General features: G+C 71.9%; 19 protein-coding genes. 10 read left to right on the forward strand and 9 right to left on the reverse strand.

Annotated features, from left to right (window positions below; genetic code table 11):
- Nucleotides 1-16: 16 nt before the first annotated feature.
- Nucleotides 17-421, reverse strand: coding sequence for an ArsR/SmtB family transcription factor (locus AF1_RS17260; protein WP_067799726.1), 405 nt, complete (start codon nucleotides 419-421; stop codon nucleotides 17-19).
- Between the two features lie 149 nt (nucleotides 422-570).
- On the opposite strand from AF1_RS17260, the gene AF1_RS17265 reads away from it, so the two are divergent.
- On the forward strand, nucleotides 571-1,038 hold the full coding sequence (locus tag AF1_RS17265; RefSeq protein WP_067799729.1) for an ArsI/CadI family heavy metal resistance metalloenzyme: 468 nt from the start codon (nucleotides 571-573) through the stop codon (nucleotides 1,036-1,038).
- Nucleotides 1,039-1,174: 136 nt separating this feature from the next.
- Here the strand turns inward: AF1_RS17265 and AF1_RS17270 are convergent, their stop codons facing one another.
- The gene (locus AF1_RS17270) at nucleotides 1,175-1,582 is read right to left on the reverse strand and encodes a winged helix-turn-helix transcriptional regulator (RefSeq protein WP_067799731.1); all 408 of its coding nucleotides are present in this window, start codon (nucleotides 1,580-1,582) and stop codon (nucleotides 1,175-1,177) included.
- Nucleotides 1,583-1,691: 109 nt separating this feature from the next.
- Here AF1_RS17270 and AF1_RS17275 point away from each other — a divergent pair, with 109 nt between their 5' ends.
- Nucleotides 1,692-2,537, forward strand: coding sequence for an NAD(P)H-binding protein (locus AF1_RS17275; RefSeq protein ID WP_067799771.1), 846 nt, complete (start codon nucleotides 1,692-1,694; stop codon nucleotides 2,535-2,537).
- A gap of 419 nt (nucleotides 2,538-2,956) precedes the next feature.
- Nucleotides 2,957-3,628, forward strand: coding sequence for a shikimate kinase (locus tag AF1_RS17280; RefSeq protein WP_067799734.1), 672 nt, complete (start codon nucleotides 2,957-2,959; stop codon nucleotides 3,626-3,628).
- 174 nt (nucleotides 3,629-3,802) lie between these two features.
- Here AF1_RS17280 and AF1_RS17285 read toward each other — a convergent pair whose 3' ends face one another.
- Complete coding sequence (locus AF1_RS17285) at nucleotides 3,803-4,495, reverse strand: TetR/AcrR family transcriptional regulator (RefSeq protein ID WP_067799737.1); 693 nt, start codon at nucleotides 4,493-4,495, stop codon at nucleotides 3,803-3,805.
- Nucleotides 4,496-4,548: 53 nt separating this feature from the next.
- Here AF1_RS17285 and AF1_RS17290 point away from each other — a divergent pair, with 53 nt between their 5' ends.
- Nucleotides 4,549-5,673, forward strand: coding sequence for an FAD-dependent oxidoreductase (locus AF1_RS17290; RefSeq protein ID WP_067799739.1), 1,125 nt, complete (start codon nucleotides 4,549-4,551; stop codon nucleotides 5,671-5,673).
- An 87-nt stretch (nucleotides 5,674-5,760) separates the two neighbouring features.
- Here the strand turns inward: AF1_RS17290 and AF1_RS34480 are convergent, their stop codons facing one another.
- The 3 genes from AF1_RS34480 to AF1_RS17305 form a co-directional block, all read right to left on the reverse strand.
- Nucleotides 5,761-5,922, reverse strand: a complete 162-nt coding sequence (locus tag AF1_RS34480) for a hypothetical protein (RefSeq protein ID WP_157419217.1) — start codon at nucleotides 5,920-5,922, stop codon at nucleotides 5,761-5,763.
- A complete protein-coding gene (locus AF1_RS17300) occupies nucleotides 5,919-7,478 on the reverse strand; it encodes an MFS transporter (RefSeq protein ID WP_067799744.1) in 1,560 nt (519 codons plus the stop codon). The genes AF1_RS34480 and AF1_RS17300 overlap by 4 nt, the downstream gene beginning before the upstream one ends.
- A 90-nt stretch (nucleotides 7,479-7,568) precedes the next feature.
- On the reverse strand, nucleotides 7,569-8,741 hold the full coding sequence (locus tag AF1_RS17305) for an FAD-dependent monooxygenase (protein WP_067799747.1): 1,173 nt from the start codon (nucleotides 8,739-8,741) through the stop codon (nucleotides 7,569-7,571).
- A gap of 69 nt (nucleotides 8,742-8,810) precedes the next feature.
- On the opposite strand from AF1_RS17305, the gene AF1_RS17310 reads away from it, so the two are divergent.
- From AF1_RS17310 to AF1_RS17320, 3 genes are all read left to right on the forward strand, one after another.
- Nucleotides 8,811-9,395 (forward strand): TetR/AcrR family transcriptional regulator, encoded by a 585-nt coding sequence (locus AF1_RS17310; protein WP_067799749.1) that lies wholly within the window; start codon nucleotides 8,811-8,813, stop codon nucleotides 9,393-9,395.
- Nucleotides 9,396-9,890: 495 nt separating this feature from the next.
- The gene (locus AF1_RS17315; protein ID WP_131732881.1) at nucleotides 9,891-10,922 is read left to right on the forward strand and encodes a hypothetical protein; all 1,032 of its coding nucleotides are present in this window, start codon (nucleotides 9,891-9,893) and stop codon (nucleotides 10,920-10,922) included.
- Between the two features lie 31 nt (nucleotides 10,923-10,953).
- Nucleotides 10,954-11,454, forward strand: a complete 501-nt coding sequence (locus AF1_RS17320) for a MarR family winged helix-turn-helix transcriptional regulator (protein WP_067799754.1) — start codon at nucleotides 10,954-10,956, stop codon at nucleotides 11,452-11,454.
- Here the strand turns inward: AF1_RS17320 and AF1_RS17325 are convergent.
- Complete coding sequence (locus tag AF1_RS17325) at nucleotides 11,451-12,428, reverse strand: helix-turn-helix transcriptional regulator (protein WP_067799773.1); 978 nt, start codon at nucleotides 12,426-12,428, stop codon at nucleotides 11,451-11,453. The two genes, AF1_RS17320 and AF1_RS17325, sit on opposite strands and share 4 nt — an antisense overlap.
- A gap of 108 nt (nucleotides 12,429-12,536) precedes the next feature.
- Between AF1_RS17325 and AF1_RS17330 the strand changes: the two genes are divergently transcribed.
- A complete protein-coding gene (locus AF1_RS17330) occupies nucleotides 12,537-13,034 on the forward strand; it encodes a VOC family protein (RefSeq protein WP_084263030.1) in 498 nt (165 codons plus the stop codon).
- Here AF1_RS17330 and AF1_RS17335 read toward each other — a convergent pair.
- The gene (locus AF1_RS17335; protein ID WP_067799759.1) at nucleotides 12,997-15,303 is read right to left on the reverse strand and encodes an ATP-binding cassette domain-containing protein; all 2,307 of its coding nucleotides are present in this window, start codon (nucleotides 15,301-15,303) and stop codon (nucleotides 12,997-12,999) included. The genes AF1_RS17330 and AF1_RS17335 overlap by 38 nt on opposite strands.
- 64 nt (nucleotides 15,304-15,367) lie before the next feature.
- Here AF1_RS17335 and AF1_RS17340 point away from each other — a divergent pair, with 64 nt between their 5' ends.
- Nucleotides 15,368-16,150, forward strand: a complete 783-nt coding sequence (locus AF1_RS17340) for a TetR/AcrR family transcriptional regulator (RefSeq protein ID WP_067799762.1) — start codon at nucleotides 15,368-15,370, stop codon at nucleotides 16,148-16,150.
- A gap of 88 nt (nucleotides 16,151-16,238) precedes the next feature.
- A complete protein-coding gene (locus tag AF1_RS17345) occupies nucleotides 16,239-16,868 on the forward strand; it encodes a hemerythrin domain-containing protein (protein WP_067799765.1) in 630 nt (209 codons plus the stop codon).
- Nucleotides 16,869-16,895: 27 nt separating this feature from the next.
- Here the strand turns inward: AF1_RS17345 and AF1_RS35195 are convergent.
- Nucleotides 16,896-17,121: hypothetical protein (locus tag AF1_RS35195; RefSeq protein WP_169804041.1), on the reverse strand; the 226-nt coding region annotated here is incomplete at its 5' end.

Here is a 17,121-nt window from a genome sequence, read left to right on the forward strand (position 1 = left end):
TCGGGTTCGAGGCCGGTCATGAAGCAGCCGCGGAAGCAGCCGCGGCGGCCGCACGCGGCCCCAGAATCGCCGACAGCCGCTCCAGGACGCCGGGGTTGAGCCAGTAATAGACCCAGGTCCCGCGCCGTTCGGAGTCGATCAGCCCGGCTTGCTTGAGCACCTTCAGGTGATGGCTGATGGTCGGCGCCGTGAGATCGAAGGCGGCGGTCAGGTCGCACACGCACGCTTCTCCGCCCTCATGGCAGGCGATCAACGACAGCAGCCGCAGGCGGACCGGGTCGGCGATCGCCTTGAACAGCGGCGCCAACTCGGCCGCCTCGGCCTGGCTCAACGGCTCGCAGACCAGGGGCGCGCAGCACGTCCCGTCGCCGTCACCGGCGACCACACCCGAATTCACGATCGGCAACTGCTGCTTAGACATGTCTCTAATTTGACATCTATCTAGGCACGTTGCAAACTCGGGCTACCGGCTGCTTAGACAAGCATCTAATCAGCACCGGTACGGGCTCACGCCGGCCTCCATGGTCGACATCGCCCGCATCACGCCGTCCACCACACGAGGAGGAACCGATGTCCCGCGTTCAGCTCGCTCTGCGCGTATCCGATCTGGAAGGCTCGATCGCCTTCTACTCCAAGCTGTTCGGCGCCGAGCCGGCCAAGCGCCGTCCCGGCTACGCCAACTTCGCCATCGCCGAGCCGCCGCTCAAGCTCGTCCTCATCGAAGGCGACGGCGACGAGCCAACCCGCCTGGACCACCTCGGCGTCGAGGTCGAGGACTCCGGCCTCGTCCACGACGCCACCAAGCGCCTGGCCGACGCCGGGCTGGCAACGCTGGAGGAGAACGACACCTCCTGCTGCTACGCCCTGCAGGACAAAGTGTGGGTCCACGGCCCCGGCGGCGAACCCTGGGAGGTCTACACGGTCAAGGCCGACGCCGACACCCTTGCCAAGGCCGACGACTCTGCATGCTGCGCCACTGGCCAGCAGGCGGCCGACGTCGAGCCGTCCAAGGCTGCCGCGGGGTCGAGCTGCTGCTGATCTCGCGAACCGTGCGTGGTCCTCTTTCGCTGCGGCGGGGAGGGCCACGCCCTTAGGACAAGCGCCCCGTGCTCTTCAAATGACCTTGGTCAGGTGAAGATCTGTGACGTCCGTCCAAGGTCACCAACGCTCGCAATCATCTAGAGCCGCGGATCGCCCCCGCGTCGTCGTAGTGCCGCCGGGCCCGTTCGACGTGCTCAAGGTTGGTGGCGGCCCACTCGGCGAGGTGGGCGAAGAGGGGGGCGAGGCTGCGGCCGAGCTCGCTGATCTCGTATTCGACGCGCGGCGGCACCTCAGGATGGTAGGTGCGGACGACCAGGCCGTCGCGCTCCAGTTGACGCAGGCGCTGGGTGAGCACCTTGGGAGTGATGCTCTTGACGCGCCGCTCCAGCTCGACGAACCGCTGGCGGCCGAAGGTGTGGAGCGACCAAAGGATGGGCGTGGTCCACCGGCTGAACACGATGTCAACGACCGGGGAGATCGGGCAGGCCAGCTCGGGGGCGGTCATGGCATCGGCCGCCGGCCGGTTCGTCTCGGTCGCCATGTGTTACACCCCTCTGAGGTAGTTACTTTCCTCTAGGTACCTACTATACGGAGGCTGTTAGCGTCGCCGTCATCGCGAGAAACCACAGGGAAAGACGCGGGGGTTGATCATGATCGTGGTGACGGGTGCGACCGGAAATGTCGGTCGGTCGCTGGTGCGGGCCATGACGGAGGCGGGGGAGCGGGTGACGGCGGTGTCGAGGGGGATGGCCCCGGTGGACCTGCCGAGCGGGACCAGACACGTGCGGGCCGACCTGGCCGCGCCGGAGACCCTGCGGCCCGCCTTCTCCGGGGCCGAGGCGTTGTTCCTGCACGACGGCGGCGCGGGCGGCCATGGGCTCGACCCGAGAGCCATTGTGGACGTGGCCAGGGTCGCCGGGGTCCGGCGGGTGGTGCTGCTCTCCTCGCAAGGCGTGGTGACCAGGCCGGAGTCGCCCTCGCACGGAGGCGTCATGCGGGCTATCGAGGAAGCGGTGCGCGAGTCGGGCCTGGCCTGGACGATCCTGCGGCCCGGCGGCTTTGCGTCCAACGCCTACGCCTGGGCGGAATCGGTACGCGCCGAGCGGACCGTCGCCGCGCCGTTCGGTGATGTCGGGATCCCGGTGATCGATCCGGCGGACATCGCGGAGGTCGCGGCCGTGGCCCTGCGCAAGGACGAACACACGGGGCGTGCCTACGAGTTGAACGGGCCGGCGGCCGTCACGCCCCGGCAGCAGGCCGAGGCGATCGGCGCGGCCCTCGGTGAGCCGGTGCGGTTCGTGGAGCTGACCCGGGCCGAGGCGCACGCGCGGATGGCCGCGTTCATGCCGGAGCCGGTCGTGGAGACCACGCTGGCCGTCCTCGGCGAGCCCAACGCCGCCGAACTGCGGCTCAGCCCGGACGTCGAGCGCGTGCTGGGCCGCGCGCCCCGCCCCTTCACCGAGTGGGCCCGCCGCAACGTCGAGGCCTTCCGGTAAACAGCGACGAGGTCGCCTCCGGCGCCTAAGACCCGCCGGAGGTAGCCAACTCGCTCCTGAGCACCGGATTTCGTTCCACTGCGATGCGCGGGTCCCTCACAGTCATAACCGTAACGCTCAGTTACTTCCCCCTGGTGACCCGGATCTGAGCGGGCCCCAAGACCGCCTGCACATGGCAGCCGCTCGACCCCGACGACCTCGCGCCCGACGGCTCACGGTCGGACCATCCAGCGGGCACCCTGGTCGATGGGGCCGCTCTGCTCGCGGCCACCGCCGCTGCCCTCGTCCTCACCGACTGGCATAGCCACTGAGATCTCAAGCCTGGGCCGACAAGATTGAGGCAGGTCGGCCGCAGCACAGACCCGAATGGACCTTCACGTCAGAACTCAAGCCGGTAGGCACTCGACAGGAGCCAACGAATGTACTCTGCACTGCCCGAAGGGGCTTTCCCCCGTGTTTGGCGGGAGCGGTTGCGCCACGTCTACTGGATCGGCGGCGGCAGTGGGGCCGGAAAATCCACCATCGCCCGGCGCATAGCCGACCGGTATGGGATGCGCTTGTACGACAGCGACGCGGTCATGCCCGACCACACCCGCCGCATGCCCATGGAACAGGCTCCTTACCTGGGCGAGTTCGCCGCCATGGACATGGACGAGCGGTGGGTGACCAGAAGTCCGCGCGAGATGCTCGATACCTTCCACTGGTTTCACGGAGAAGGATTCAACCTGATCCTTGAAGACCTTCTCGCCCTCCCCGCCGACCGGCCGGTGGTCGTCGAGGGGTTCCGGCTGCTGCCCGACCTCGTCCAACCCCTTCTCACCGAGGTGCGTCGCGCTGTGTGGCTGCTGCCGACTCCCCAGTTCCGCCAGGCGGTGTTCGACAGTCGTGGTGGCCCGGCGTGGGGATTCATCGCCAAGACCGGCGACCCGCAGCATGCACTGCAGAACCTGCTCCAGCGCGATGCACTGTTCACCGACCGGCTCACCGAGCAGACCCGGCATCTGGGCCTCTGCCGGCTCAGGGTGGATTTCCAGGTCACCGAGGAAGATCTTGCACAGCGAGTCTCCGCGGTGTTCGGGCTTGGGAACTAGCACTCTGTGTGTATCAGCGCCGGGGCAGATTGGGGGCTGCGCTTTGTGATGGCGGAGGCCGGTCATCGCCGAGGTACCACCCGCAGATCTGGCAGTCCACCGTCGAGGAATGCCTATAAGTGCCTCCGTGACCCTTCCATCGGTGCCACGGATGTCACCTGGAAATCCTGAGCGTCACGCCGGCGGCCGGGCGAGTTTGGCGGCCACGGCGTCGAGGACCCACTCCAGGCCGGTCGCGAAGGACGCCTCGGCGTCCACGTCCGTGCCGTCGTACACGGCCTTGGCCAGTGCCGGGAAGCGGCCCGTGGCCAGTATCCTCCGCAGATGCGGGCCGGAGGCGCGCTGCCAGTCGCGCTTGGACAGGCCCGTGGCGCGCTCGGCCCGCAGGTTCGCGATCTCGCGCCTGATCGCGCCAGTGAAGTAGGCGCTGACAGTCTCCACGGCGCGCAGGACGGTGTCGAGGTCGGTGAGGCCGTCGAGGGCGGCCAGCGTGGTCTCGGTCACGGCGAGGGCGTTCGGGCCCAGGGTCGGACGGCCGCCGAGCAGGTCGGCCAGCCATTGGTGACGGAGGGTGGCCTGCCTGGTGCGGTGGGCGCGGATGCGCAGCGCCTCCCGCCAGTCACCGGGCTGCTCCTCGGGGAGGATCTCGGCGTGGACCTCGTCCACCATGAGGTCGAACAGCTCCTCCTTGGTGGAGATGTATCCGTACAGCCGCATCGGGCCGACGTCCAGCCGGGCGGCGACCTTGCGCAACGACACCGCCTCCAGCCCTCCCTCGTCGGCCAGCGCGATGGCGGCGGCAACGATCCGCTCCCGGTCGAGCGGCGCGGGGCGAGTCGGCGGCTCCGGCCGGTCCCACACAGTCATGGTTACAACGTACTGTTGCGATACGTTGTAAGAGAAAAATACAGTGTATCGACATGAGACACCGTATCGCCGTGATCGGGGGCGGCCCCGCCGGCCTTACCTTCGCCCGCGTCCTGCACCGCCATGATCATCGCGTCACCGTTCTCGAGCGCGATCCCGGCCCCGACGCCCGTCCCCCGGGCGGCACGCTGGACCTGCACGAAGGGCTTGGCCAGCTCGCGCTGGCGAAGGCGGGGCTGCTGGCGGAGTTCCAGGCGCTGTCCCGTCCCGAGGGGCAGGCCATGCGCATCCTGGACACGGACGGGACCGTCCTCCGCGACTGGCAACCCCGTCCGGGTGACCGGGCCAATCCCGAGATCGACCGCGGGCAACTCCGTGACCTGCTGCTCGGCCCTCTGGACGTTCAGTGGGGGCGGAGCGTGACGCAGGTAGTGCCGCAGACCCGGGATGGCGTGCTGGTCCATTTCGCGGACGGGCGACAGGAAACCTTCGACCTCGTGATCGGCGCGGACGGCGCCTGGTCCCGAGTCCGCCCGGCGATCTCGTCCGCGACGCCGCACTACACCGGCGTCACCTCGGTCGAGACCTCCCTGGACGACATCGACACCCGCCACCCCGACCTCGCCCGGCTGATCGGCGACGGTTCCGTGGCTGTGTACGGCGTGAACCGCGGCCTCGTCGCCCAGCGCAACAGCGGCGGCCACGTCAAGGTGTACGCCCAGTTCCGCGTGCCGCTGGACTGGCACACGGACCTGGACCTGGCCGAGGTCGAGGCCGTGCGATCAAGCCTGCTGGCTCTGTTCGACGGCTGGGCCGCTCCCGTCCTCGACCTCCTCCGCCACGGCACCGCTTTCGTCCACCGTCCCCTTTACGTCCTGCCCGTGTCCCACACCTGGGCCCACGTCCCCGGGGTGACGCTGCTGGGCGACGCCGCCCACCTGATGCCCCCATTGGGGGTGGGCGCGAACCTCGCGATGCTGGAAGGCGCCGAACTCGCCGAGTCCATCGCCGCCGCTCCCGGCCCTGGAGATCTGGACGAGGCCGTCCGCGCCTTCGAGGAACAGATGTGGGCACGGGCCGGCAGGTGGGCGAGAATCACGACGGCCGGTCTGGAACGCCTCGTGAGCCCGGACCCCGCCGAAGCCCTCGCCCTCTTCGACGAAGTCCAGCCGTCCTGACTGCCAAGCGCGATGTTCTCTGGTTGCTGTCCGGCCGCGCCGCCCACGGCCTCCCGGCCCTCCCGCGGGCCGATGCGCATCGGCCGGTCAGGCTTGTCCGGCTTCGGGATGCCGGATGCCGCGGCCGGTGTTGACGAGATCGGCGAGCAGAGCGACGACGGTGGCCACGCGGTTGGTCAGCGCGTCCTCGAACGGCTCTGGATCGTTCTCGAAAGCTCGCCGTTGAGGTGGAAGTAGCAGCGCCGTCATGCCGGCGATTCTGCGCGCTCGGGCACCGCCCCGGCCACTTCCCGGGAAGCGGTGGTGCGGGCGGGCAGGACGACAACGGCGAGCACCGCGGCAGCGAGGGAGAGCACGCCGCAGACCACCAGCACCAGGTCCATGCCGTGGACGAAGGCCGCGTGGGCCGAGGCGGCCAGCGCGGCGTCGTGCAGTTGCTGCGCCACCGCGTCCGCGCCGGAAACCGAGCCGCGGGCGGCGGCCGCGGCGTCGGCGGGCAGACGGTCGGTCACCAGCCGCCGCAGGTAGCCGAATCCGAGCAGGCTGCCCAGCGCGGCGATCCCGAGGACGCCGCCCACCTGCTGCACCGTCTCCAGCAGGCTGGTGCCCGCCCCGGCCCGGTCGGCCGGGAGGGTACCGATCGCCAGGCTGGTGGCGGGGACGACCGCGAGGCCGAAGCCGAGGCCGGTCAGCGCCAGCCAGAGAGCGGCGAAGCCGTAGCCGTCCGCAGGCCCGGTGGTCGCGCCGAGCAGCGCGCCGCCGGCGAGCAGGGTCAGGCCGAGGGCGATGACGGTGCGTGCGCCGAGGCGGGCGACCACCGGCTCGCCGGCCGCGGCGGCGGCCATCAGCCCGCCGATCAGCGGCAGCATCCGCAGACCGGTGCCGAGGGCGTCGGCGCCGAGCACGCCGGAGAGGTACTGCGGGAGGACGAAGAGGACGCCCATGACCGCGAAGTTGACGAAGACGGCGAGCAGCGCGCCCCAGCGGAACCCGGGGTCGGCGAGGAGCCGCAGGTCGACCAGCGGGCGCGGGTGGCGGCGCTCGTGCCAGAGGAAGGCTGCCAGCAACGCCAGGCCGAGCGGGAGCGAGACCAGGACCTGTGGGGCGGACCAGCCCTGCTCCGGGATCAGGATGGTGCCGTAGACCAGGGCCGTGATGCCGAGGGCGCTGAGCACGGTGCCCGGGGCATCGAACGGGCCGTCGACTCCGGGGCGGCGCTCGTGGCCTGCGTCGGAGGGGAGCAGCCAGGCGGCGGCGGCGAAAGCGAGGGCGACGACCGGCACGTTGAACAGGAAGACCGAGCCCCACCAGAAGTGCTGCAGCAGCCAGCCGCCGACGAGCGGACCGACCGGCAGGCCGAGTGCGGTCGCGGCGGTCCAGACACCGATGGCGCGCGGAAGTTCGTCCTTGTCGAAGACGCGGGGCAGGATCGCCATGGACAGCGGCATGATCGCCGCCGCGCCCAGGCCGAGCACGGTGCGGGCCGCGATGACGCCCGCGGCGGAGCCGGCGGCGGCGCCGCCGAGCGAGGCGAGACCGAACAGGGCCATGCCGCCGAGCAGCAGCCGCTTGTGGCCGAAGCGGTCGCCGAGCAGGCCGAACGGCAGCATGGCGATCGAGAGGGCGAGCAGGTAGCCGCCGCCGATCCACTGCAACTGGGCACTGTCGGCGGGCAGCCGGGCGGCCAGCGTGGGCAAGGCGACGCTGATGACGGTGCCGTCGAGCCCGACGATCAGCACGCTCAGGGTCAGCGCGGCCAACGCCAGCCAGCGGCGCGGGGAGCGGGGAAAGGCGGGGGCGGTCATGTCTGCCTCCTGGGGAGTCCGGAAACTGTTGGTGGACGGGGCCATCTCTGACACTGAATTTCCCTGGGGGATGAGCTGGTGGGGGGCGGTTCAGGCGGCGCGGCGGTAGTCGGTCAGGGGCCGGGTGCTGCGGGCCTGCAGGCGGCGCTCGGCCGCGCCGAGAGCCTTCATCAGCGGCAGGCGGGCGAGGGCGTCGCGGACGCACCGGCCGCCGTCGGTCTTGGGGATCATGAGGCGGACGTTCGGGCCGATCTGCTGCTTGCGGTCGACCAGCGGCCGGTGGACGGCGTTGTAGCGGGCGAACGCGGTCCGGTGGTCGCCGCCCGCGGCGGCCAGTTCCCCGGCCAGCCGGTAGGCGCCGGTCAGGGCCAGTTCGGCGCCCGCGCCCGAGGCGGGGGAGGCGCACCAGGCCGCGTCCCCGACCAGCGCGATCCGGCCGTTCGACCAGGAGTCCATCTGCACCTGGCCCAGGGAGTCGAAGTAGAAGTCGGGGTCGGCCAGGGCCGCATCCAGCAGGCCCCGGGTCGGCGCCCACGGGTGGTCGGCGAACTGCTCAGCGACCAGGCGCTTGTGCGCGGCGACGTCGCGGTGGTCGACTTCCAGCCGCTGCGAGCGGAACATGAAGTACGCCTTGGCCTGGGCGTGGTTGCCCGACCGGTAGATCCCGGTCATCTTGCCGGGGGTGTTGAACATCGTCACCCAGCGGTCCTCGCCCAGCGCGGCGTCGGCGTCGGCGAAGGCGAAGTAGTGGTCCTTGAACGCCACGAACCGCTCCTCGGGCCCAAACGCCAGCCGCCGGACGTTGGAGTGCATCCCGTCGGCGCCGATCACCAGGTCGAAGCGGCGGGCGGGCGCGTGCTCGAAGGTGACTGTCACCTCGTCGCCGTCCTGCTCCAGGGCGCGGATCGAGTCGCCGAACAGGATCTCGGCGTCCTCGGTCGCCTCGCGCAGCAGCGCGACCAGGTCACCGCGCATGATCTCCACCGAGCCGGGATCGCGGGTGTCGATCCGGGCGACGGCGCGGTCGGCGGCGTCGACGAACTTCATGCCGCGCACGTCGGTGGCCAACTCCCGCACCCGGGCCATCAGGCCCATCCGCTCGACCACGGTGACCGCGTCGTCGCGCACGTCCACGCCGTTGCCGCCGGCGCGCAGGTCGGGAGCGCGCTCGACGATGGTGGGCCGGAAGCCGTGCCGGGCCAGCCAGTGGGCCAGCGTCAGGCCGGCGATGCTCGCTCCGGAGATCAGGATCCGCTCGTTCATGGGGGGCTCCTCACGCTAGGATTAAGTGAAACGTGCGTTCCAGATGATTATGTGGAAGGAGCATTTCACTTGTCAACGCCTTCACCGGAACCCGCGCCCACGCCCAGGCGGCGCGCCGACGCCGTCCGCAACCGGGACCTCACCCTGGACGCCGCCATGGCGCTGCTGGCCGAACCGGGCACCTCCCTCACCGTCGAGGCCATCGCCAAACGCGCCGGACTGGGCGCCGCGACCGTCGTGCGCGCCTTCGGCGGCAAGGACGCCCTGCTGGACGCCGCCGTCGCCCGGCTACTGCAACCCGTCGTCGAGCGCGCCCGCACCCTGCTCGCCGAGACCACCCCCCACCAGGCCCTGTGCACCTTCCTGCGCGAGCTGATCGCCTTCCAGACAGCGCACCACGCCGTCAACGACCAGCTCGGCGGCCTCGACCTGCCCGCCACCACCGCGCTGCGCGCCGACCTGGTCGCCGCCGTCGAGGAGATGATCGACGGCGCCCGGCGCGACGGCGAGGTCCGCACCGACCTCGACCCCGCCGTCACCACCACGCTCATCGGCGCGACCGCCCTGGCCGTCGCCCGCGCCGAGCCCCCCTCACCCGGCCTCACCGACGCCTACCTCACCGTCCTGCTGGACGGCCTGCGCCCCCACAACTGAGGCGCGCGGGTCCAGCCGTGCCGGCAGCCGAGCCTTGCCCGTTTCCCTCCACCCAGGAGCCCAAGCCCATGAGGCTGCGGGGCTGCCGACCTTGTCGATGAAGGCCGGGAGGAGCCGGGGCTTGTGCGCTAACGGCCCAGCGGGGTCAAAGAGAGCGGAGCTGTCGTGGTGTGGCGCGGTGGACGAAGCCGGCCCATGCTCGTTCGAAGCCCTGCGCAGCCCATCCGGTTCGCTGTCCCCACCGGAGGTGGGAGGGCCGAAACCCCAGGTGCATGCTGTAGCGGGCACTGCGAGGCGCAGTCAGCCGGGTACCGCGGTGGAAGGTCCCCGTCTCGAAGGCGATGACCGTACCGGCCGGTCCGGCGCCGGATACCTCCGCCTCGTACAGTTCCAGGCTGCCGCTCCCGGCGAACGCGCGTGGCCTGGCCGCCCGTGTTGCTCGGCGGGCGTGGCGGCCAGGTCCATGTTCTCCACTGGTCCGGCCACGCCGGGCTCGTGCCGCAACGTGTCGGCCGCCCCTCGTGGGTGGTGGACGATGGTGACGTGGAGAACCTGCCCGACGACGTCCGCCATCACTGCGACGACGGCCCGGCGAGCGTGGCCGCAGTCCGTGAGCTGGCCTCAGGCGACCTCGACGAAACCCGGCATGAGACGGCGGTGGACGCGCTGGCGGACCTGATCGTGAACGGTGCGGGACCGGCGGCCCGGGAGTCCGCAGTGATCGCGCTGGCGGAGATCGACCAGGACAAGGCCACCACCGCCCTCTACCGGATGTTCGATCGTCACGGCGGCCACGGTTCCGCCGGGCGGTTGCTGGCGTACTTCACCGGCGAGGACGAATCCCCGACCGAGGAGCTCATCGCGAGCCTGCCAGGAATCGGCAACTTCCTCGGGGCGCTGACCTCGGCCGCCTTGGGCGAACGCGGCGCCGCCGCGGTCCCGGCGGTGCACGCGGCGCTCCGCGCGTTCCCCTTCCCTTCCCGGCACGGCGCCGACCACTGGTTCCGGGACGAGTCGACCAAGTACCGGCTGATGTACGCCCTCGGGAGGGCCGGCGCGGCCGCGGCGCCCGCGACGCCGACCCTGCTGGCCGTCCTGGAGGACGAGGAGATCTACCGGGACACCCGGCACCAGGCGAAGGTGACCCTGCAAGCGATCGGCCTCCCGGAGACGGCCGACACGATCGCCGCCGAGATCCGGCGGCGGGCCGACCTTGCCGTCCACGACGAGGACGACGGTTTCAGCCTTCTGCTCGATGTGCTGCTGGGCATGCCGCCCTCGGCCCTGGCAGCCTCCCGCGAGGTCGGACCGGCGCTGGAGGCGGTGCGGCGCCGCTTCGGCGACGGCATCAGGACGTATGAGGAAGACGGCGAACTCCGCGAGTACACCGTCTTTGGGATACGGCTGCATCGACGAGAAGATCACCGAGCAGATCAAGAAGTGAGCAGCCCGCGGATGGGGGAGGCGACCGTGTCGAGCGCGATCTTCTGGAAGTCGCCCGTGCCGGGGTCTTCGGCTGATCGATAATCTCAACGTTGAGATGCTTCGAGGGGGTGCGATGGCGGACGCGGTGGACGCGATTTTGGCGCAGTGGGCGCGTGAGCGTCCCGACCTGGACGTGTCGGCGATGGGCGTCATCGGGCGGATCTCGCGGGCGCAGCAGCTGCTGGGCCGGGAGCTGAAGGCCTTCTTCGCCGCGCACGGCCTGGAGCGCTGGGAGTTCGACGTGTTGGCGACGCTGCGCCGGCACGGGGCCCCCTATGAGCTGACGGCGGGGGCGCTGCTGAAGGCGGCGATGGTGACCTCGGGCGCGATCACCAACCGGATCGACCGGCTGGAGGCCAAGGGGCTGGTCGAGCGGGTCCGCGACGCCGGTGACCGGCGGTCGGTGCGGGTTCGGCTGACCCCGCGGGGTCTGGAGGTCGTGGACGAGCTGCTCGGCCTGCACACCGCCAACGAGGACCGGCTGCTGGCGGGGCTGGACCCGGCCGGCCGTGACCGCATCGCCGCCGCGCTGCGCACGCTGCTGGAGTCGCTGGGCGACACCTCTCTCGGCTAGGTGGGCAGGTCGCGGATGGCGCGGGTGGCGCGGCGGGCGATGGCGGCCAGGTGCGGGGCGAGTTCGGGTGGGTCGAGCAGGGTGTAGTCGACGGGCAGCAGGGCGACGCGGTGGGCGAGGAACCGCAGTGAGTCCGACCGGGTGTGCAGCAGGCAGGCGTGGTCGCCGGCGGGTTCCAGGACGCCCTGCCAGGCGGTGACGTGCTCGGCGGCCTCGGTGATGGGGGCGTGCAGCAGGAGCCGCGCGCGGATCGTCCCGGATCCGCCGGCGAGGGCGTCCATGGTCCAGGAGACGGGGTCGGCGCCGCCGGGCAGTTCCCGTTCGGGGCCGCGCATCCCGGTGCGGTGGGGGTCGGTGATGCGGTCGGCGCGGAAGGTGCGCCAGCCGGCGCGGTCCTCGTCGTGGGCGAGCAGGTACCAGCGGCGGGCGGCGGTGAGGAGCCGGTGCGGCTGTGCCAGCCGCCGGGTCCGCTGCCCGCCGGCGGCGGTGTAGGTGAAACGGACCATCTCGCGGGTGACGCAGGCGGCGGCGAGCAGGGCCAGGACGGCGGACTCGGCGGGGGGCGGCGCGCCGTCGTGCGGCGGGAGCGGCGCTGCGGCCTCGGTGAGCGCGGCGACGCGCTGCCGGAGCCGGTGGGGCAGGACCTGTTCGAGTTTGGCGAGGGCGCGCAGGGAGGTGTCCTCGATGCCGGTGACGGCACCGGCGGCGGCGGTGCGCAGGCCGATGGCGATGGCGGTGGCCTCCTCGTCGTCCAGCAGCAGCGGCGGCATCGCGGTGCCGGCGGTGAGGCGGTAGCCGCCGGTGTTGCCGTGGGTGGCGTGGACGGGGTAGCCGAGGCCGCGGAGCCGGTCGATGTCGCGGCGGATGGTGCGGGCGGTGACGCCGAGCCGCGCGGCCAGTTCGGTGCCGGACCATTCGCGGGGCGTCTGCAGCAGGGACAGCAGCCGCAGCAGCCGCCCGGACGGATCACGCATGTTCGCCATCCTGCCGTCCTGCTAGGACGTTCGCTGACCTATTGGCGGTCTAGCGTCGCCGGAACCGGGACGGAGGGCCCGTCCCGCAACGGCAAGGGGAGGCACGCCATGCTGCGAGGATTCGCGACCATCAGCCTGTGGGCGGACGACCTGGAGGCCGCCGGGGACTGGTACGCCGAGCTGCTGGGCGTCCGCCCGTACTTCAGCGCCCCGGGCCCGGACGGCCGCGCCGCCTACTACGAGTTCCGGGTGGGGGACTACGCGCACGAGCTGGGCCTGGTCGACGCCCGGTTCCGTCCCGGTGGCCCGGGCACCGGGGAGCCCGGCGGCGCGATCATGTACTGGCACGTGGACGATCTGGAGGCGGCGGTGGCCAGGCTGCTGGCGATGGGCGCCCGCGAGCACGAGAAGATCACCGAGCGCGGTGAGGGGTTCGTGACCGCGTCGGTGATCGACCCGTTCGGCAACCTCGTGGGCGTGATGTCCAACGCCCACTACCTGGAGGTCCTGGCCGGGGCCGCACCGCGCCGGCCCGCCGGGGAGGCGGGCCCCGGCGGGCCGGCGCGGGTCAGGCGCCGACGTACTGGCGCAGGTGGCGGGCGGTGAGGGTGTCGGCCCCGGCGACCAGATCGGCGGGGGTGCCGGTGAAGACGATCTCGCCGCCGTCGCTGCCGGCGCCGGGCCCGAGGTCGATGATCCAGTCGGCGTGCGCCATGACGGCCTGGTGGTGCTCGATGACGATGACGGTGTTGCCGGCGTCGACGAGCCGGTCCAGCAGGGCCAGGAGCTGGTCGACGTCGGCGAGGTGCAGGCCGGTGGTGGGTTCGTCGAGGATGTAGACGGCGGCCTTCTCGGCCATGTGGATGGCGAGCTTGAGGCGCTGCCGCTCACCGCCGGACAGGGTGGTGAGCGGCTGGCCGAGGGTCAGGTAGCCCAGGCCGACGTCGGCGAGGCGGTCCAGGACGGCGCGGGCCTGCGGCGCCGGCGGGCCTGCGGTGAAGAACTCGCGGGCCTCGGCGACCGACATGGCCAGGACCTGGCTGATGTCCTTGCCGCGCAGCGTGTGGGTGAGGACCTCGGCGGTGTAGCGGCGGCCCTCGCACTCCTCGCAGACCGAGGCGACGCCGGCCATCATCGCCAGGTCGGTGTAGACCAGCCCGATGCCCTTGCAGGTGGGGCAGGCGCCTTCGGAGTTGGCGCTGAACAGGGCGGCCTTGACGCCGTTGGCCTTGGCGAACGCGGTGCGGATCGCATCCAGCAGCCCGGTGTAGGTGGCGGGGTTGCTGCGGCGGGATCCGCGGATGGGGGACTGGTCGACCACGACGACGCCGTCGCGTCCGGGCAGCGCCCCGTGGATGAGGGAGCTCTTGCCGGACCCGGCGACGCCGGTGACGGCGGTGAGGACGCCGAGGGGGATCTCGGCGTCGACGTTCTTGAGGTTGTGCAGGTCCGCGCCCTTGATCGACAGGTGCCCGGCCGGCTCGCGGACCGTGTCGCGCAGCCGGGCGCGGTGGTCGAGGTGGCGTCCGGTGAGGGTGCCGGACGCGCGGAGCCCGGCCAGGTCGCCGGTGTAGCACACCCGCCCGCCGGAGGCGCCGGCGCCGGGGCCGAGGTCGACGATGTGGTCGGCGATCATGATCGTCTCGGGCTTGTGCTCGACGACCAGGACGGTGTTGCCCTTGTCGCGCAGCCGCAGCAGCAGGTCGTTCATGCGCGCGATGTCGTGGGGGTGCAGCCCGGCGGTGGGCTCGTCGAAGACGTAGGTGACGTCGGTGAGGCTGGAGCCCAGGTGGCGGACCATCTTGACGCGCTGCGCCTCGCCTCCCGACAGGGTGGTGGACTCGCGGTCCAGGCTGAGATAGCCGAGACCGATCTCGACCAGGGAGTCCAGGGTGCCCTGCAGGGTGGCCAGCACGGGCGCGACGGACGGGTCGGTGATCTCGCGGACGAACCCGGCCAGGTCGCTGATCTGCATGGCGGCGCAGTCGGCGATGTTGCGGCCGGCGATCCGGCTGGCCAGGGCGGCGGGGTTGAGCCGGGCGCCGCCGCATGCGGCGCAGGCGCTGAAGGTGACGGCGCGGTCGACGAACGCGCGGATGTGCGGCTGCAGGGTCTCCTTGTCCTTGCCGAGGTACAGGCGCCGCACCTTGACCAGCAGCCCCTCGTAGGTGGTGTTGATCCCGCTGCTTTTGATCTTGATGGCGGGTTTGTTGAGGAAGTCGTCCCACTGGGCGGGGGTGTAGTCGCGCACCTTGGCGTCGGGGTCGACCAGGCCGGACTCGGCGATCACCTTCCAGTACCAGGAGCCGACGGCAAAGCCCGGGACGGTGATGGCGCCCTCGTTCAGCGACAGGTCGCGGTCGACGAGCTGGTCGATGTCGACCCGCGAGGCGCGGCCGAGGCCCTCGCAGGCGGGGCACATGCCCTCGGCGTTGTTGAAGCTGAACGCCGAGGAGGTGCCGGCGTGCGGCCGGCCGATCCGGCTGAAGATGATCCGCAGCATGGTGTGGGCGTCGGTGGCGGTCCCGACGGTGGAGCGGGCGTTGCCGCCCATCCGTTCCTGGTCGACGACGATCGCGGCGCTGAGGTTGCGCAGCGCGTCGACGTCCGGGCGGCCGACGGGCGGCATGAACCCCTGCACGAACGCGGTGTAGGTCTCGTTGATCAGCCGCCGCGACTCGGCGGCGATGGTGCCGAACACCAGCGACGACTTGCCCGACCCCGACACGCCGGTGAACACGGTGAGGCGGCGTTTGGGGACGTCCAGGTCGACGCCGGCGAGGTTGTTCTCCCGGGCGCCGCGGACCTCGATGACGTCGTGGGCGTCGGCGGCGGCGCGCCCGCCCGGCGGCGGAGCCGTCGGCTGGACGGACATGGGGGCTCCTTAATGACTTAGACTGTAAAGAGAAGGATCAGTTTATGCCATAAGGAGATATGGCTTGGTCGTCTTCGCCGGGCAGGGTGATCCGCGCCGCTCGATGGAACTGCTGTGGCGCGCGCCGGGGCCGTCCCGCCACGGGCCGGGGCCGAAACCGGGCCTGAGCGTGGAACTGATCGTGGACATCGCGATCGCCGTCGCCGACGAGGCGGGAATGGCGGCGCTGTCGATGCGCGCGGTCGGTGAGCGCCTCGGCCGCACGGCGATGGCCCTCTACACCTACGTCCCGGGCAAGAGCGAACTGGTCGACCTGATGTACGACCGGGCGCTGGCCGAGCTGCCCGCCGGCTACGACCTTGCGGGGGGCTGGCGGCCGGCACTGATGCGCTGGGCACAGGACTCCTGGGAGTTCTACCTGCGGCATCCGTGGATGCTGCAGGTCTCCCAGGCCCGCCCGGTGCTGGGCCCCAACGAGTACCGGGCGCTGGAGGCGCTGCTGGGCGTCCTGACCGCGACCGGGCTGGACGCGCGGCGTGTCCGGCGGGCGGTGTCGGCGCTGGCGAGCGTGGTGCGGGGCACGGCGCAGACCCTCGCCGAGTCGCGGCAGGCGGCACAGGCGACGGGCCTGTCGGAGGAGCAGTGGTGGTACGGCCGCACCGACGCCCTGGAGGAGGTGGCACCCGGGTTCGGCGAGTGCTTCCCCCTGGTGTCCAGGCTGTACGGCAGTGCGCAGCCCGCCGGCCACGACGATGTCCCGTACCTGGAGCAGGCGGCGCGGGAGGCGTTCGAGGACGGTCTTGAACTCGTCCTGGACGGCATCGACGCCGCCATCGCCCGCACCTGAACCCGGTGCCGGCGGGGCCGGGGTGTGAGGTGCATCTCGCCCGGCCCGGCAGACGTCACATTCGTGAGGCCCGGGCGCTCATATCAGTATGGGAACTTTCGTGGTCCAGCCACGCGAGGCGGTCTGCCACACCCTGCTGTACGCCGCGCACCACGCATTCCGCCGGGACCTGGACCGGCTGGCGGCGGCCGTGGCGGCGGGCAAGGGCGGGGCCGCGCACGTCCGCGCGGGCTGGGACAACTTCAAAGATCAGCTGGACATGCACCATGACCTGGAGGACCGGCTGCTGTGGCCGCGGGTGCGGGAGGCGGTCGCGGGGCGCCGCGCCGAGCGGGCGGTGCTGGAGGAGATCCGCGCCGAGCACACCGGGATCGGCCCGCTGGTCGCCGATGTCGACGCGGCGCTGGGGGACCGCGGCGCCGCGCCGGGCGCGGTGCGGACGTTGCGGGAGGCGCTGGAGGCGCATCTGCGGCACGAGGAGGCGACCGCGCTGCCGCTGGCCGAGGCGGTGCTGGCGCCGGGGGAGTGGCGGGCGCTGGCCGTCGAGGCCGGCGCCCGCTGCCGGGCCGGCGTGCCGCTGTTCGTGCCGTGGGTGGTGGACGGGATCGCGCCGGTCGAGCGGAGCCGGTTCCTGACGGCGCTGCCCCGGCCGCTGCGGGAGCGCAACCGGGTGATGTGGGAGCCCCGCTACCGCAGACGCCGTCTGTGGAGCCCCTGAGCCCGCCCCCCGGGGGGGCGGCACGGGTCACCGGTGCGGCGCTGGCGGCCAGGACGGGACGGCCGCCGCGGGACGGGGTCGAAAGCAGGTGGTGAGAAGGGCCAGGACGGCGACGCCAGCGGTGAGCCAGGCGGCGTAGTCGCCGATGTGGCCGGAGTGCAGCGCGTGCAGGCGGGCGGCGGTGACCGCGCCGGCGGCACGTCCCGCCCGCCGGGAACGCCGACCGGCCCCGCCGCGCGGCGGGGTGGCGGGC

It is taken from the genome of Actinomadura formosensis NBRC 14204 (genome assembly GCF_001552155.1).
Classification (GTDB): Bacteria; Actinomycetota; Actinomycetes; order Streptosporangiales; family Streptosporangiaceae; genus Spirillospora; species Spirillospora formosensis.

Excerpts from the sequence above, each read along its gene's own strand:
- AF1_RS17335 (WP_067799759.1), bottom strand. The coding sequence starts at position 15,303 with ATGTCCGTCCAGCCGACGGCTCCGCCGCCGGGCGGGCGCGCCGCCGCC.
- AF1_RS17275 (WP_067799771.1), top strand. The coding sequence starts at position 1,692 with ATGATCGTGGTGACGGGTGCGACCGGAAATGTCGGTCGGTCGCTGGTG.
- AF1_RS17300 (WP_067799744.1), bottom strand. The coding sequence starts at position 7,478 with ATGACCGCCCCCGCCTTTCCCCGCTCCCCGCGCCGCTGGCTGGCGTTG.
- AF1_RS17290 (WP_067799739.1), top strand. The coding sequence starts at position 4,549 with ATGAGACACCGTATCGCCGTGATCGGGGGCGGCCCCGCCGGCCTTACC.
- AF1_RS17270 (WP_067799731.1), bottom strand. The coding sequence starts at position 1,582 with ATGGCGACCGAGACGAACCGGCCGGCGGCCGATGCCATGACCGCCCCC.
- AF1_RS17305 (WP_067799747.1), bottom strand. The coding sequence starts at position 8,741 with ATGAACGAGCGGATCCTGATCTCCGGAGCGAGCATCGCCGGCCTGACG.
- AF1_RS17330 (WP_084263030.1), top strand. The coding sequence starts at position 12,537 with ATGCTGCGAGGATTCGCGACCATCAGCCTGTGGGCGGACGACCTGGAG.
- AF1_RS17280 (WP_067799734.1), top strand. The coding sequence starts at position 2,957 with ATGTACTCTGCACTGCCCGAAGGGGCTTTCCCCCGTGTTTGGCGGGAG.
- AF1_RS17320 (WP_067799754.1), top strand. The coding sequence starts at position 10,954 with ATGGCGGACGCGGTGGACGCGATTTTGGCGCAGTGGGCGCGTGAGCGT.
- AF1_RS17325 (WP_067799773.1), bottom strand. The coding sequence starts at position 12,428 with ATGCGTGATCCGTCCGGGCGGCTGCTGCGGCTGCTGTCCCTGCTGCAG.
- AF1_RS17265 (WP_067799729.1), top strand. The coding sequence starts at position 571 with ATGTCCCGCGTTCAGCTCGCTCTGCGCGTATCCGATCTGGAAGGCTCG.
- AF1_RS17345 (WP_067799765.1), top strand. The coding sequence starts at position 16,239 with ATGGGAACTTTCGTGGTCCAGCCACGCGAGGCGGTCTGCCACACCCTG.
- AF1_RS17285 (WP_067799737.1), bottom strand. The coding sequence starts at position 4,495 with ATGACTGTGTGGGACCGGCCGGAGCCGCCGACTCGCCCCGCGCCGCTC.
- AF1_RS17260 (WP_067799726.1), bottom strand. The coding sequence starts at position 421 with ATGTCTAAGCAGCAGTTGCCGATCGTGAATTCGGGTGTGGTCGCCGGT.
- AF1_RS34480 (WP_157419217.1), bottom strand. The coding sequence starts at position 5,922 with ATGACGGCGCTGCTACTTCCACCTCAACGGCGAGCTTTCGAGAACGAT.